This is a genomic window from Paraburkholderia sp. BR10923 (assembly GCF_040948765.1).
Lineage (GTDB): Bacteria > Pseudomonadota > Gammaproteobacteria > Burkholderiales > Burkholderiaceae > Paraburkholderia > Paraburkholderia youngii.
This window is the reverse complement of record NZ_JBFPKO010000008.1, coordinates 248,568-263,550: the sequence shown is the minus strand read 5'-3', so window position 1 is coordinate 263,550 and position 14,983 is coordinate 248,568. Positions and strand designations below refer to the sequence as shown.

16 protein-coding genes are annotated in these 14,983 nt (G+C 63.4%); 13 read left to right on the top strand and 3 right to left on the bottom strand.

The genetic code is table 11. The annotated features are described in order from the left end of the window. The first annotated feature begins 19 nt into the window (after nucleotides 1–19). From AB3X94_RS17695 to AB3X94_RS17655, 9 genes are all read left to right on the top strand, one after another. Nucleotides 20–1,249, top strand: coding sequence for an NAD(P)/FAD-dependent oxidoreductase (locus AB3X94_RS17695; RefSeq protein WP_368612205.1), 1,230 nt, complete (start codon nucleotides 20–22; stop codon nucleotides 1,247–1,249). A gap of 29 nt (nucleotides 1,250–1,278) precedes the next feature. After that, nucleotides 1,279–1,590 carry a 2Fe-2S iron-sulfur cluster-binding protein gene (locus AB3X94_RS17690; protein WP_184225740.1) on the top strand — a complete coding sequence of 104 codons (312 nt, stop codon included), beginning with the start codon at nucleotides 1,279–1,281 and terminating at the stop codon, nucleotides 1,588–1,590. Nucleotides 1,591–1,601: 11 nt separating this feature from the next. Continuing rightward, complete coding sequence (locus tag AB3X94_RS17685; protein ID WP_368612204.1) at nucleotides 1,602–2,474, top strand: acyl-CoA thioesterase; 873 nt, start codon at nucleotides 1,602–1,604, stop codon at nucleotides 2,472–2,474. Between the two features lie 30 nt (nucleotides 2,475–2,504). Beyond that, nucleotides 2,505–4,172, top strand: coding sequence for an AMP-binding protein (locus tag AB3X94_RS17680; RefSeq protein WP_368612203.1), 1,668 nt, complete (start codon nucleotides 2,505–2,507; stop codon nucleotides 4,170–4,172). A gap of 167 nt (nucleotides 4,173–4,339) precedes the next feature. Next, nucleotides 4,340–5,035, top strand: a complete 696-nt coding sequence (locus tag AB3X94_RS17675) for an SDR family NAD(P)-dependent oxidoreductase (protein ID WP_368612202.1) — start codon at nucleotides 4,340–4,342, stop codon at nucleotides 5,033–5,035. Between the two features lie 165 nt (nucleotides 5,036–5,200). Further along, nucleotides 5,201–6,298 (top strand): cytochrome P450, encoded by a 1,098-nt coding sequence (locus AB3X94_RS17670; protein WP_368612201.1) that lies wholly within the window; start codon nucleotides 5,201–5,203, stop codon nucleotides 6,296–6,298. 43 nt (nucleotides 6,299–6,341) lie between these two features. Further along, complete coding sequence (locus tag AB3X94_RS17665) at nucleotides 6,342–6,593, top strand: ferredoxin (protein WP_368612200.1); 252 nt, start codon at nucleotides 6,342–6,344, stop codon at nucleotides 6,591–6,593. Continuing rightward, complete coding sequence (locus tag AB3X94_RS17660; protein WP_368612199.1) at nucleotides 6,590–7,837, top strand: NAD(P)/FAD-dependent oxidoreductase; 1,248 nt, start codon at nucleotides 6,590–6,592, stop codon at nucleotides 7,835–7,837. The genes AB3X94_RS17665 and AB3X94_RS17660 overlap by 4 nt, the downstream gene beginning before the upstream one ends. A gap of 24 nt (nucleotides 7,838–7,861) precedes the next feature. Continuing rightward, nucleotides 7,862–9,037 (top strand): CaiB/BaiF CoA transferase family protein, encoded by a 1,176-nt coding sequence (locus AB3X94_RS17655; protein WP_368612198.1) that lies wholly within the window; start codon nucleotides 7,862–7,864, stop codon nucleotides 9,035–9,037. A gap of 5 nt (nucleotides 9,038–9,042) precedes the next feature. Here the strand turns inward: AB3X94_RS17655 and AB3X94_RS17650 are convergent, their stop codons facing one another. The 3 genes from AB3X94_RS17650 to AB3X94_RS17640 all read right to left on the bottom strand — a co-directional run bounded on the left by AB3X94_RS17650 (nucleotide 9,043) and on the right by AB3X94_RS17640 (nucleotide 11,027). Continuing rightward, the gene (locus tag AB3X94_RS17650; protein ID WP_184225747.1) at nucleotides 9,043–10,002 is read right to left on the bottom strand and encodes a LysR substrate-binding domain-containing protein; all 960 of its coding nucleotides are present in this window, start codon (nucleotides 10,000–10,002) and stop codon (nucleotides 9,043–9,045) included. Nucleotide 10,003: 1 nt separating this feature from the next. Beyond that, entirely contained in the window at nucleotides 10,004–10,132 is a 129-nt protein-coding gene (locus AB3X94_RS17645; protein WP_368612197.1) for a hypothetical protein, read from the bottom strand. A 97-nt stretch (nucleotides 10,133–10,229) separates the two neighbouring features. After that, a complete protein-coding gene (locus AB3X94_RS17640; RefSeq protein ID WP_368612196.1) occupies nucleotides 10,230–11,027 on the bottom strand; it encodes an SDR family NAD(P)-dependent oxidoreductase in 798 nt (265 codons plus the stop codon). A gap of 154 nt (nucleotides 11,028–11,181) precedes the next feature. Between AB3X94_RS17640 and AB3X94_RS17635 the strand changes: the two genes are divergently transcribed. From AB3X94_RS17635 to AB3X94_RS17620, 4 genes are all read left to right on the top strand, one after another. After that, a complete protein-coding gene (locus AB3X94_RS17635; protein WP_176107960.1) occupies nucleotides 11,182–12,114 on the top strand; it encodes an AraC family transcriptional regulator in 933 nt (310 codons plus the stop codon). A gap of 162 nt (nucleotides 12,115–12,276) precedes the next feature. Continuing rightward, on the top strand, nucleotides 12,277–13,284 hold the full coding sequence (locus tag AB3X94_RS17630) for a ketopantoate reductase family protein (protein ID WP_368612195.1): 1,008 nt from the start codon (nucleotides 12,277–12,279) through the stop codon (nucleotides 13,282–13,284). Next, nucleotides 13,281–14,429 carry a CaiB/BaiF CoA transferase family protein gene (locus AB3X94_RS17625; RefSeq protein ID WP_368612194.1) on the top strand — a complete coding sequence of 383 codons (1,149 nt, stop codon included), beginning with the start codon at nucleotides 13,281–13,283 and terminating at the stop codon, nucleotides 14,427–14,429. Before AB3X94_RS17630 ends, AB3X94_RS17625 begins: the two co-directional genes overlap by 4 nt. Then, the gene (locus AB3X94_RS17620) at nucleotides 14,407–14,961 is read left to right on the top strand and encodes an acyl dehydratase (protein WP_368612193.1); all 555 of its coding nucleotides are present in this window, start codon (nucleotides 14,407–14,409) and stop codon (nucleotides 14,959–14,961) included. The genes AB3X94_RS17625 and AB3X94_RS17620 overlap by 23 nt, the downstream gene beginning before the upstream one ends. Nucleotides 14,962–14,983 lie beyond the last annotated feature (22 nt).

Genomic DNA, 14,983 nt, shown 5'->3' with positions numbered 1-14,983 from the left:
GCGATAGCAAGGAGGCATCGTGGAAAGGACCTGCATCATCGTCGGCGCGAGCCATGCGGCGGCGCAACTTGCGCCGAGCCTTCGGCAAGAAGGGTGGCAAGGGCGCATCATTGTGGTCGGCGACGAAGCCCATTTGCCGTATCATCGGCCGCCATTGTCGAAGGCGTATTTGCTGGGCGAAAAGAGCAGCAACGATCTGCTGATCCGGGCCGAGGACGCTTACGGCAAACTCGGCATCGAGTTTTGTCTGGGCGAGCGGGTCGTCGCGATCGATCGGGAGCGCAAGTCAGTGATGCTGCGCGATGGCGCATCGCTCGCCTACGACAAGCTCGCGCTCTGCACCGGTACACGTGTGCGGACCGTTGCGCTCCCCGGCGCGCAACTCGAAGGCGTACATTACCTGCGCGGCATCGCAGACATCGATCGTATTCGCCGCCACGTGCAGCCGGGCGGGTACGCTGCAATTGTCGGCGGCGGCTACATCGGGCTGGAGACGGCGGCTGTGCTCAGGCGTCTCGGTATGCATGTAACCGTGCTGGAAATGGCGCCGCGCGTGCTCGCGCGTGTCACTGCGCCGGAGGTGTCTGGCTTCTTCGAGCGCGTGCATCGGGAAGAGGGTGTCGATATCCGCACGAGTGTCACCGTCGATCGTTTCGAGGGCGATGGGCACGTCAAGCGGATCGTGCTAAACGACGGCACGGCGCTCCCTGCGAGCCTGGTCGTGATCGGCGTTGGCGTGGTGCCTAATGTCGAGCTCGCACAAGCGGCCGGGCTCGATGTCGATAACGGCATCGTCGTCGATGAGTGCGCGCGGACCTCAGACCCGGACATCGTCGCGGCGGGCGACTGCACGCTACATCCGTCGCCGTACTACGGCCGCATCCGACTTGAATCGGTCCCCAACGCGACTGAACAGGCGAAAGCAGCCGCCGCGGCGCTGTGCGGCAAGGATAAGCCGTATCGTGCGACACCGTGGTTCTGGTCCGACCAATACGACATCAAGCTGCAGATTGCGGGCCTCAACACGGGTTACGACCAGGTCGTTGTGCGCGGGACGCGCGACACAGGCCGCAGTTTCAGCGCCTTCTACCTGAAGGAAGGGCGGCTCCTCGCAGTCGATTGCATCAATCGCGCGCAGGATTTTATGCTCAGCAAGCGCGTGATCTCCGAAGCCGTGCCACTCGATCCGGCATGCCTGGCCGACGAAGCGTTTTCATTGAAGTCGCTGTTCGAAACGGCGCAACACTAGTCCGATCAAGTTAGACAGAGAGGTGTGCAATGCCAGTCATCAAATACGTACAGGTAAGCGGTGAGACCACGGAAGTCGACGTACCGCTCGGCAGTTCCGTGATGCAGGGTGCCGTCGACAACATGATCGCGGGTATCGTCGCCGAATGCGGCGGCGCGTGCAGTTGCGCGACCTGCGAAGTCTATGTCGACGATGCGTGGATGGGCGTGGTCGGCGAAGCGTGCGATGTCGAGCGCGAAATGCTCGAAGGTCTCGGAGAGCCGCGCAGCAATAGCCGCCTGAGCTGCCAGATCGAGATCACGCCGGAGCTGGACGGCCTCGTCGTCGCGATTCCTGGCTGACGGGAGGGCGTATGGCGCTGACGGTGAGCGATCTGCTGTCGGTCCTTCGGGTGCGCGAGGAAAGTCGTCACGTATTCGCGGGCGACTCGCTCTTCGATGGCGTGCGGCGCATTTACGGCGGACAAATGCTCGCCCAGTCGATCATGGCGATGGGGCGAACCGTGCGCGAGGCGCACGGCCTGCATTCGATGCAGGGTTATTTCGTACACCCTGGGGACGTGTCGAAGCGCATCCGCTTCGACGTGCAACTGGTGCGCGATGGCCGCAGCTTCAGCACGCGCCGGGTGACCGTCACGCAGAGCGAGCGCGTGGTGTTCATCGGCGCGGCCTCGTTTCAGGCGTCAGAGGGCGATCACGAGCGTCTCGCACGGATGCCGGACGTGCCATCGCCCGAACACATGCCCGCCGAAGCGGAGTTCTACGCGCGCGAAGCCCATCTGCTGGAGCGACGCCGCTCGCACGTATCGACAATCATGAGGCTCTTCGAGCGGCGCAGCGAGATGTGGCGGCCCTGGCTCGATCCGGGCGCAATGGCGCCCGCCAACGGGCTTTGGTGCCGGTTGCGCGAGCCGTGCGGCGACGATCCTCTGCTCTGTCATGCCGTGCTCGCCTATGCGTGCGATCTCGACCTGATGACCACCGCGATGCGTCCGCGCGGCCACGGCACGATGGACCGCCGCGCGCGCTCGGCGAGCCTCGATCACGCGATGTGGTTCCATGCGCCCGTGCGCCCCGATGCGTGGTTCTACTACGACATGAGCGGGCCGTGCGCGACCAACAATCGCGGGCTTGGCGCGGGCGCGTTGTATCAGGACGGGCGGCGGATCGGTACGGCGATGCAGGAAGGGCTGATGCGCGTCAATGAGGATGAGAGTCTTGCGTGACGCCGTCGCGCAACCTATGAATGAATCAGGGTGAGCGACACGATGGGTCAGTGGGATGACAAGTTCGAACGCGCCGCGCGGAGATGGGCCGAATGGACGATGCACGAGTACGCGCAGTCCGAGCGCGTGATCGGCCATATCATCGAGGACAAGGCGCGGCGACATCCGCATCATGAAGTGTTCCGGTTTCGCGACCGGACCGTTACGTTCGACGAGCTGAATGCATCGTCGAATCGCGCGGCGAATGGCTTTCGCGCGCTCGGCATCGAGTCTGGCGACAAGGTCGCGCTGATGCTTTCGAACCGCGTCGAATTCCTGTTCGCGTGGTTCGGGCTTAACAGAATTGGCGCGGTTTGCGTGCCGATCAACGTCGCGCTGAAAGGCGAAGGCCTCGCGTATCAGATCGATCATGCAGATTGCGTTGCGCTCGTCGCCGAGCCCGCCTACGCCGGGACGTTAGGCGCCATCGCGGACCGGCTGCCGAAGCTGAATCACACGATTGTCGTGGATGCGCGCACGACGCCGCATCGCGCAGACTGGCCAGGGCGCGAAGCGCTGCACTTCGACGAACTCATGTCCCGCGCGGAGACCGCGCCCGGCGTTGCGGTGGACTTCAGGCAGTTATCGACTATCTCGTACACATCCGGCACGACGGGGCGCTCGAAGGGCGTGCTGATCAGCCATCACTACTGGTACGAAATCTGGTCGCAGGCGGTGAAGTACTCGCGCTATACAGACGAAGACGTTCTCTACACCGGCCTGCCGTTCTTTCACACGAGCGCGCACGGGACGACCGGTCCCGCAATCCTTGCCGATGCGCAGGCGGTGTTCGTCGATCGCTTCTCGGCGAGCCGCATGCTCGACGATTGCCGCCGGTGGAACTGCACGTCGGCGAAATTCATCGGCGGGATGCTGTCGATCCTGATGAAGCAGGCGCCATCGCCGCTCGATGCCGACAATCCGCTTCGCTTGATGGTGGGCGCCGCCGCGCCGCCGCATCTTTGGCATGCTTTCGAGGCGCGCTTCAACACGCGCCTGCTTGAACTGTACGGCATGACCGAATGCAGCAGCTGTCTGGTGAATCCGTACGACGACCGCCGCGCGGGCGCGTGTGGAAGGGCGATCACGGGCTACGACGTACGTATCGTGGATGATTTGGACAATGAAGTAGAACGCGGCACGACCGGCGAATTGATCGCGAGACCGCAACGCCCGTTTCTCGGCACGAGCGGCTATTACAAGGACCCCGCCGCGACGCTCGATCTGTTCCGGAATCTATGGATTCACACGGGCGACCTCGCGCGGCAGGACGACGACGGTTATTTCCACTTCGTCGACAGAAAGAAGCAGGCGCTACGAAGGCGCGGTGAAAACATCTCGTCGTTCGAGGTTGAAGCCGTCATCGGGGCACATCCGGCGGTGCTCGAATCGTGCGTGGTCGGCGTACCGGCCGAGATGGGCGAAGACGACGTGAAGGTCGTCATCGTGCTCAGACACGGCGAGCGACTCACGGAAGCGGAGCTGATTCGCTGGTGCGAGCCGCGTCTCGCGTATTTCGCCATTCCCCGTTATGTCGCGTTTCGCGACAGCCTACCGAAGACGCCGAGCCAGCGCGTCGAGAAGTATCGGCTGCGCGCGGAAGGCGTCACCGCCGACTGCTGGGATCGCGAACGCGCGGGTATCGTCATTCAGCGCTGATGCGCGCCGTCACGAAGCGGCAACGATAGGAAATCGGTCTCACTTTCTCGCAAAACAGTATTGGACCTGCATCGCCAGCCGGGCGAATCTTGAGCCTGAGCCGCTCGACGTGGAGCGTGCATGAAGATGATCCGGGTTCAAGTCCATATCGTGAGAAGAGATGACACATGACCACTAGCGTTGCAGTTGTTACGGGCTCGAACGGCCTGACGGGACAAGCCATTTGCAAGAACTTGAGTGAGCGCGGCTACAAGGTCGTCGGACTCGACATCGCCGAGTCGGGCAAGGGCGAGTACGCCTACCGCAAGTGCGACGTCACAGATATCGAACAGATTCGCGCGGCCGTCGAAGCGATCGATGCGGAGCACGGCACGATCCGCGTGCTCATCAACAATGCGGGCGTCTGGCACGGGAAAACGTTCTTCGACATTTCTCCTGCCGACTACGACTTCACCTACGGCGTCAACGCACGCGCGCCGTTCTTCCTGAGCCAGGAAGTGGCGAAGCGTCTCGTGAAAGCGGGCGGCGGCGGCGTGATCGTGAACCTCGCGTCGATCGTGGCGACGGCGGGCAGCGGCGTGACGGACTACGGCGGTTCGAAGGCGGCGGTCATCAACCTGACGAAGAGCCTCGCAAAGCCCCTTGGCCCGCATGGCATTCGTGTCACGGCCGTCTCGCCGGGGACCATCAACACCGCAATGGGCGAAAAGGTGCCCAAGGAGATCCGTGACAAACTCATCGCGGGCTCAGGCCTGCAGCGCGCCGCGGAACCGGAAGAGATCGCATCGGCCATCGGCTTTCTCGTGAGCGACGACGCACGCTACGTCACCGGCGCGACACTCGACGTCAATGGCGGTCTGTAAGCGGCTTGCCGACATGAACTCAAGCATTCAATTGATCTGACGGGAGGCGCGATGTCTGGATGTCCTTTCAGCAAGCCGGCGTTCCCCATGCCACGGCAATGTCCTTTCGTTCCGCCCGCAGAGTACCGTGATTTTCAGCAGCAGCCGGGACCGGTAAAAGTGCAAATGTGGGACGGCCGGGACGCCTGGCTCTTCACGCGTTACGACGATGTGCGCGCCGTGCTCGGCGATAACCGCTTCAGCGGCGACCCGCATGTAAGCGGCTTCCCGAGCCTCTCGCCCGCGCGCAATGCCGTCCTCGATCTGGAGCCCGCGTTCATTCGCATGGACCCGCCGCAGCACGGCCACTATCGGCGCATGCTGACGAAAGAATTCATGATCAAACGGGTCAGCGAGCTTCGCCCGCGCATCGATTCGATTTTTAATCGACTCATTGATGAGCTGCTCGAAAAGGGACCGCCCGCTAATCTGGTCGAAGACCTCTTCCTGCCGCTGACGTCGGAAGTAATCGCCGGCCTGCTCGATGTACCGGCGAGCGATCACGGCTTCTTTCAGGAACAAAGCCGGCTCAAGGTGCTGCTCGACGTCGATCCGTCGATTCCGAAGGCGGCGTCAGACCGCATCCTCGCGTATCTCGACCGGCTAATCACCGCGCGTGCGAAAGATGCGGAAAACCGCACGGACCTGCTGAGCCGGCTCATCGTCGAGCAGGTGCGGCCGGGGCATTTGACGCATCGCGAACTGGTGATCATGGCTGAGCTGCTGCTGATGGCCGGCCACGAAACGACCGCGAACCAGATGGCGCTCGGCGTGTTCAGCTTCCTCACCAACCCGGACCAGCTGCGCTTGCTGCGTGAGAACCCTTCGCTGCTGCGCAATGCGGTCGAGGAAATGCTGCGCTTTCATACTATCGTTCACTACAACGCGTTCCGGGTCGCAACGGAAGACGTCGAAGTGGCGGGGCAGATGATCCGCAAGGGCGAGGGCGTAATCGCGCTGATTTCCGGTGCGAATCACGACGCCGCGGCGTTCGAGCAGCCGGATCGCTTCGACATCACGCGCAAGGCCGATCATCACGTCGCGTTCAGCTACGGCATTCACCAGTGTCTAGGTCAGCCGCTTGCGCGCGTCGAGTTGCAGGTCGTGTTCGCGACGCTCTTCGAACGCATGCCGGGCTTGCGCTTTGCCGTGCCGCTCGAAGAGATCAAGGGCAAGGGCGATCATTTCGTGCAAGGTCTCGAAGCCTTGCCGGTTACCTGGTAATCAACTGGAGCGCGCTCATTGTAGCGATGAAGGAGAGTAGGGCATGACAAACGGAAACTTCAAACTGCGCGTCGCAGTGGATCAGGACGTGTGTGTCGGCGCGGGACTGTGCGTGCTGTCGACTGCCGAGGTGTTCGACCAGCGCGACGAGGACGGTGTCGTTAAGCTGTTGCAGACAGAACCGGACGAGGCACTATATGAAAAGGTGCTCGGCGCAGCACGCAAATGCCCGTCAAAGGCGATCAAGGTCGAGAAGTTGACAGACGATGCAGACACGCAGGAGAGCGGGCAGTGAACGCGCGGCCCGAATCGGTGGTGATCGTCGGCGCGGGGCAGGCCGGCCTGCAGACCGCGGCCTCCTTGCGCGACGAAGGGTACGAAGGCGCGATCCGGCTCATCGGCGACGAAGCGGGGCTGCCGTATCAAAGGCCGCCACTGTCCAAGAGCTTCCTGACCGGTGATGTCGCGGCGGACGAACTGAGTCTTGAAGAATCCCACTGGTTCGACAATGCGCGCATCGAACTGCTGGCCGGCGAGCGCGTCGGCGCGATCGATCGCCGGCGTCAGAGGCTTTCGTTGCTGTCAGGGCGCATCGTGCCCTACGATCATCTCGTTCTCGCGACGGGATCGCGCAACCGCTCGCTACCATTTGCGACGCAACCGGCGCATGGCGTCGTGTCGCTGCGCTCGGTGTGCGATGCGCAACTGCTCAAAGCGCGCCTCGGCGATGCGCGGCGCGTCGTCGTGATCGGCGCGGGATTTCTCGGCCTGGAGGTCGCGAGCATCGCGGCGGCGCGCGGCTGTGACGTGCATGTCGTCGAATCCGTGGATCGCGTGATGAAGCGCGCGATTTCCGCGGAAATGTCGGCTGCGTACGGCGCGCATCATCAGGCGTCGGGCGTGCGCTTTTTCTTCAATGCGCGCGTCGAGCGCATCCTCTGCCGCGATGATCAAGTCTGCGCTGTCGAACTGGCGGACGGCACGCGGCTCGACGCCGATCTCGTGCTCGTGGCCGCCGGCGTGGTGCCGAACAGCGAACTCGCGACGGCGTGCGGCCTGTCAGGGTTCAACGGCATCATCGTCGATGAGCGCCTGCGCACATCGGATCCGGCAATCTCCGCCATCGGCGATTGCGCGGCGTTTCCATACGCGTTCGACGGCGGCGATCTGCTGCGCCTCGAATCGGTGCAGAACGCGGTCGATCAGGCGCGCCATGTGGCGCGCGCTCTGCTCGGCGATGCGGCGCCCTACAACCAGACGCCTGTCTTCTGGAGCGATCAAGGCGGCGCGCGGCTGCAGATAGCGGGCGTCGCACGCAGGCTTGACAGCAGCGTCGTGCGCGGCGATCCCGAGTCCGGCGCGTTTTCGGTGTTCCGCTACCGGCATCACCGGCTGACCGGCGTCGAATCGTGCAACCGACCCGCCGAACACATGGCCGCGCGGCGGTTGTTGCAAAGGCGTATCAGTCCGACGCGCGAGCAGGCCGCGGATCCTTCGTTCGATCTGAAGCTGTTGCTGACGCTTGAGGAAGCGGTCTGAAATCCGTTGCGGAGAAATACATTCATGGCTGCATCGCCCATTCTCGACGGCATCCGCATTCTCGACATGACGTCGGTGATCTTCGGCCCATATTGCACGGCGACACTTGCCGAAATGGGCGCGGATGTCATCAAGATCGAGCCACTCGGCGGCGACGAGATCAGGCGCGTCGGGCGGCCCGCGAAGACGCGCGGCATGGGACCGGCGCACATGACGCTCAATCGCGGCAAACGCTCCGTCGTATGGGACCTGAAGACGCCGCGCGGGAAGGCATCGCTGTTGCGTCTGCTTTCCCGCTGCGACGTGTTCATTCATAACCTGCGGCGGGAGGCGATCGAGCGGCTCGGCCTTGGCTATGATGCGATCCGCACCCGGTTTCCTCGTCTCGTCTATGTGCATTGCACGGGCTTCGGTGAAGGCGGTCCGTACTCAGGCCGGCCCGCGTACGACGACATCATCCAGGCTGCATCGGGGGCGGCAAGCCTTCTTCCGCGCGCCGACGGCAACCCCGCGCCGCGCTATCTCCCGATGGCGATGGCCGACAAGGTCGCCGGCCTGCATGCGACGTACGCCGTGCTCGGCGCATTGCTGCATCGCGAGCGGACCGGGCAGGGGCAGGCCGTCGAGGTGCCCATGTTCGAGAGCTTTACGCATTTCCTGTTGCAGGAGCATCTCTATGGCCGTGCGTTCATTCCGCCGACCGATGCCGCTGGCTACCCGCGTCAGCTCGATCCGCTGCGCCAGCCGCTGAAGTGTCTCGACGGCTATATCGCAGTCGCGCCTTACACCGACGAGCGCTGGGTGCGCTTCTTCGACGTGACGGGGCATGCGGACTTCCTCGAACAGGAAAAGCTATGCACGGCGCGCGAGCGCTTCCTCGCGCTCGACCGAATGCACGCGGAAATGGCCCGCATCGTGGCGGACAGGCCGTTGCGCCACTGGCTCATGCTCTTTGCCGAATGCGATATTCCCGCGTCAGAGGTCCGGGATCTCGAAGGTGTACTCACGGATCCTCATCTGATGTCGGTGGGATTCTTTGAGCAAAGAACCCATCCGTCGGAGGGTGGCACGTTGCAGATGCGCCTGCCGGTGCGCTTTCACGACACTCGGCCGGCCGAGATGCGCGCAGCGCCCTGTCTCGGCGAGCACAGCGAAGAGATAGAGGCCTGGTTGAAGCAGGAGGGCGACACGCCGCGCTGAGCGCGTCAGGCCGCGGCAGCTTCGACGAGACTCGGCGAAGATGTATCGATGAAGTACTGTGGATGACGCGCGATCAGTTGCGCCGCGTTCGCGCGCGCGGCCTCGCGCCATGCGTTGAGAAGGGGGGGCACGCGATCCTTGTGCCAGGCGAGCGACAGCGAGACGCCCGCGGTTTCGACGGCGAGCGGCCGATAGGCGACGCCGTGCGGCTGCATCAGTTGCATGATGGCGGGGACGACCGCAACGCCCACACCTGCCGCGACGAGACACGCGGACGTATGCATGTCGTAGGCCTCTTTCGCGATGTTGGGCTTGAGGTTCGCGTCCTCAAAGATGTCGAGAATCTTGTCGCCGTAACCGCGTTCCGTCGCCGTGCCACGCGCGACGGCGATGAGCGGCCACTTCGCGAGATCGCGCAGATTGACCGGTCCGGGAACGTCATATTCGCTTCCGGCGGGCACGGCCACCACAAGCAACTCGCGATAGAGCAGCTCGGTCACGATGTTGTGATCGAAGACATGGCCGCGCACAAGCCCGACTTCGATCAGGCCTTCCTTGAGGCCCGCGATCTGCTGAGAGATGGTCATTTCCTGCAGGCTCACGTCCGAGTTCGGTGCGAGCGTGTTGAAGATCCGCAGCGTGTTAGGCAGAAAGCAGTAGATCGCCGTGTAGATCGAGCCGACGATCAGATGCGCGCGCGCCCCGCGGCCCGATGCACGCACCGCCGCGATGGCCGCCGACGCCGTGTTGAGCACGCGCTGCGCGTGCTCGACGAGAATCTCCCCAGCCGGCGTGAGCAATACTTTGCGTTTCTCGCGCGTGAAGAGCGGAGTGCCCAGTTCGTCTTCAAGGGCGATGATCTGTGCACTCAATGCGGGCTGGGCGATGTTCACGCGCTCGGAAGCGCGCGTGAAGTTCAGCTCGGCGGCCACGGCGAGGAAATACTGGAGTTGGCGCATGTTCATGTCAGCGTTCCTTCCTTGCTGTTCGCGCGTAGGCGATCGCGACGATCGGTCCACGCAGATTCGATTCCAGCTCGCCGAGATATCGGGCGACCAGGCGCTCGTCGGCGCCTTGGCGGATCGGGTCGGTCATATACAGGGCGAGGGTTAGCGCGTGCGTCAGGCGACGCGCGAACGTCGATGTTTCGCCGCGCCTGTTCGTCGCTCGCATCGGGTCACCGCGTTCGCGTTCAGTGGACGCCGCGCCATGCGAGCGTGCCCGCGTCGACGCTGAAGATGCCGCCTGTCGAGAACGACGCCTCGTCGGACGCGAGGAAGCACACGAGCTTCGCGACTTCTTCGGGACGTCCCAGACGTTTGAGCAGATGTGTGCCCCACAGACGCGCGCGGGCCTTCTCGCGGTCCTGCGCGTGCTCGACGCTGCGGGACAGCATCGGCGTGTCGATCGCCCCTGGCGCGTAGGCGTTGCAGCGAATGCCGGCGTCGGCGAGATCGAGTGCGATCGCCTTGGTCAGCATCACGACGCCGCCTTTGCTCGCCGCGTACGCGGGCAAACCCGGATAGGCGACGCTGCCGGCGACGGACGCGCCATTAACGATGGCGGGACCCTTGGTGGATTTCCGCAGCCACGGCGCGGCAAACTTGCTCGCAAGCCACATCGCCTTGAGATTCACGTTCATGACCTTGTCCCACACGGCTTCGGGCAGGTCTTCGATCGTCGGGGCGCGGCCGGTCAGTCCGTCGTCGGTGACGCCGGCGTTGTTGACGAGGACGTCGATGCCACCCGCGAGGCGCGCGGTCTCGTCGATCATGTGGCGGATCGCGTCCGTATCTGACAGATCTGTGCGGATAAAGCAGGCTTTCGCGCCGGCCTCTTCGACCTCGTGTGCGGCGGTCGTGCCGCGGTCCTCCTGCAGGTCCGCGAGCGTGACCCATGCGGCACCCTGGAGCGCTGCCTCGATCGCGATTGCGCGGCCCATTCCCTGCGCCGCGCCTGTGACCACGACGACTCGATCCTTGAGCTTCATTGCGTGTCTCCGTTCTGTTCTCGCCCGGATTGGGGCTTCTTTGCCGGCGTCTCGTCCGCTGAAAGCGTGCGCCGGTCGTTGAGAAAAAACTTAACGCAACTAAATGAGTTAATCTATAACAGCCTGTCTATGAAAGTTTATCGATCGTCTCAACATGGACATCCTGACCGATATCATTCGACTTATGCGACCCCAGGCGATCAGTTGGAGAACGGTCGACGTGCAGGGCCGATGGGGTATGAGCGTGCCGTGCCGGGATATACCCGTGTTCTTCCTCGTCGTCACGGGACAATGCTGGTACGTGCCGCGCCACGGCCAGCCACTCCTGCTACGGCAGGGCGACTATCTACTGATGCGCGCGACGGCCCGCTACTGCCTCGTCAGCGATCCCGACGCCATCGAGACCCTGCATGCGATGGAAACACACGTCGCTAGCGATCAATATGTGCGCTGGGACGACGGGCTTGGCGGCGACAAAGTGCGTATCGTTGGCGGCTACTTCGAAATCGGCCCCGAGCATACCGCGCTGTTCTCCGGGATGTTGCCGGACTTCCTGCACATCCGTTCGTCGGATGAGGAGGCGGGGCGACTCTCGCGCCTCATCGCGCTGATCGGAGAAGAGTCGGGCTCGGGTCTGCCGGGGCACGATCTTGTGATGAGCCGCCTCGTCGAGATCATGCTGGTCGAAGTGTGGCGCCGTCCGCTGACGAGGATCGACTCGCGCGAGGCGGGCTGGTTCAGCGGAATGGCAGATCCAAACATCCACCTCGCGCTGCAGAGGATGCACTCGGATGTGGCGCGTCACTGGACCGTCGGCACGCTTGCAAAGGAGGTCGGAATGTCGCGCGCCGCATTTGCGCGGCGTTTCGCCGAACGTGTCGGCGTTGCGCCCGCGACGTATCTGTCGAACTGGCGCATCGCGTTGGCCAAGGATGCGCTAATCAACAGCGAGCGTTCGATGATCGATATCGCACTGTCCATCGGCTATTACTCGGACAGCGCTTTTAGTACGGCTTTCAGCCGTGCCGTGGGTGTCGCGCCCGCGGCCTTCAGGCGCGCAAGACGAAGTGAACAGCCCGCGCAATAGCGGGCTTTCTCAGCTATACGCCGATCTGCTTGAATCATCGTTTTTTAGTATTTCCCCTCTTGCATTGGTCGCCCGTATCTTGTGCTCATCGCAGGCGTCTGCGGTCGCTTCTCTCCGAAGCGATGCAAGGCGCGGTTCACCCGATTCGCAAGAGAGCGCAATATGCTGAGGGTATGCATTTTCGGTGGCGGGGCAATCGGCGGCTATCTGGCGGCGCATCTCACGCGCGCCGGACGCTGCGAGGTAAGTGTCGTCGCGCGGGGCAGGACGCTCGACGCCATTCGCAGCCACGGGCTTCGCGTCAGAACCGCGAGCGAGGCGTTCACGGTGCCCGTGCGCGCCACCTCCGACACACGCGAGCTGGGCGTGCAGGACTACGTGTTCATCACGCTCAAGGCGCATCAGGTCGAAGGGGCTCTCGAACAGATCGCGCCGCTGATCGGCCCCGATACCGCGGTGCTGCCGCCGACCACAGGCATTCCCTACTATTTCTTTCACGCGTTCCCCGGACCTTTCGACGGCCGGCAACTCCCCGCGCTCGACCGCGAGGGGCGTCAATGGCGCGTGATTCCGCCCACGCAGGTGTTGGGCTGCGTCTACTGGATCGGCGCACATGCGAGCGCGCCGGGCGTCATCGTGCAGGACGGCGCGAAGGCCGGCTGTCCAATCGGTGAGCTCGACGGCAGCGACTCGCCTCGCGTGCGCGCGTTGAGCGAACTGCTATGCGCGAGCGGAATCGATTCGAAGGTAAACAAGGACATCCGCTCCGCGATCTGGATGAAGTTCGTCAACAGTCTCGCGTTCAATCCCGTTGCGCTGCTCACGCAGGGCACATTGGGAGAGATGGCCGAGGCGAGCGGCGTGCTGAACATCGTGCGCACGATGATGACCGAAGCTGATGCCATGGCCGTGCAACTGGGGCTTGCGATCGGGCCGGCCCCCGACAGGCGTATCGCGCTGACGGTCAGTGCATCGAACCACAAAATGTCGATGCTGCAGGATCTCGAGGCGGGCCGTCCGCTCGAACTCGAACCGCTGAGCCGCTCGATTCGCGCGCTGCGCGATCTCAAAGACGTGGCCACCCCCGTTCTCGACGCCGTGCTCGCGATGGCTCAGCTGCGTTCAGTCACGGCGGCGCATGCAATCAACACACAGGAGCAACACGCATGACACACGCATCAACGACGGCCGCGACGCAAGACGACAGCGACTTCAGACGCCCGCTCGCCGGCGTGAAAGTCGTCGAGGCATGCAGCTATATCTCAGGTCCATTCTGCGCGCAGATGCTGTCCGACCTCGGCGCCGAAGTCATCAAGGTTGAGCCGCCAACGGGCGATCCCTATCGCAACTTCGGCCACGGCTGGAAGGGTGTGGGCACGGTCTGGACCAACTCGAATCGCGGCAAGCGTAGTGTCACGCTCGACCTCAAGGCCGCCGAAGATCTCGCGAGATTCAAGACGCTTTTGCGTGACGCGGACCTGTACATCGAGAACTGGCGTCCGCATGTGTCGGCGTCGCTCGGCCTGAGCTTCGAGGCGGTGAGCGCGCTGAATCCGCGCATCGTTCAGCTTTCGATCACGGGATATGGCGCGGATGGCGAGCTCGCGGCGGAGCCGGCCTTCGACGCGCTGATTCAGGGGCGCACCGGCCTGCTCAGCTACGAAGCTGCGGGCGGCCGGCCGCGTGCGACGAACACTTTCGTCGCTGACAAGGTCGCCGCGATCTTCGCCGCGCAGATGGCGCTCTCGGGATTGATCGCGCGCGATTCCGCTCAGAAGGCAATTCACCTCGAGACGTCGATGCTCGACATGCTGTCCTACTACAACTTTCCGGATATGTTCCACAACCGCGCTTTCGTCGACGACAGATCGTCCGAAACGCTTGCGCCGCAGCCCGTGCTTGCGACGAGTGACGGGTATCTGGTGATTTCGCCCGTGTCAGGAAAGCAGTTGAGCCGGACGCTCGAAGCCGTCGGGCATCCCGAATGGAAAGACGAGCTGAAGAAGATCACCAGTAAGCGCGACATGACACATGCCTTTTTCGAGCGCATCGCGGCGCCGCTCAAAGAGAAGACGACCGCGCATTGGCTCGTGCGCTTTCGCGAACTCGATGTGCCGGCCGGTCCCGTCAATGCGCCCGATGCGCATCTGAACGACCCGCAGGTGCGGCATAACCAGTTGTATTCGGAGCTGGAGACGCCCGCGGGTGCAGTCCGGGCAATCCGCTACCCGGCGCGCTTCAACGGGCACCTGCTCAAACCTCGCCAGGCCGCGCCCGCGCTCGGCGAAGGCAATGCTGAACTGTTCGGCTCGTGAAAAGAGCTGGCGGTCGAACGTCCCCGACACGGAGAAACCAGTGCCCATCATCCTAAGCGGCGTCGACGGCATCCGTGCCTGCCTTGGCATGCACCTGGGCTACAGCGACTGGATCGAGGTCGATCAGGCCACGCTCGAGCGCTTTGAATCATTGACCGAAGATCGGTCACCGGGTGACATCGACGGTGCGGAACACGCGTTCGTGCCGGGCAGCGTTGTGCTCGCCTTGTTGATTCCAATGCTTCAGCAGATCTACATGCTCGAGGACACGCTTAATGTCGCGCTTCACAGGATCGAACAACTGCATTTCGCCGCACCCGTTCCGACCGGTTCTGGTCTAAGGGTCGGCGCGACCGTCAGAGCGATTCAGCCAGCGGGAGACCACTGGCACCTGAATCTCGAATGCGTAATGGACTGCGATGTCGTGACCGGACCGGTGTTGCGTGCGAACGTGCTGTACCGGTTCCGCCCTGCCGTTGTTGCAGGCATGCCGAATCCGTCTTTGCGCGCACACGGTCTGATCTGCGGTTGAGTACGAAGAGGGCATTGAAGCG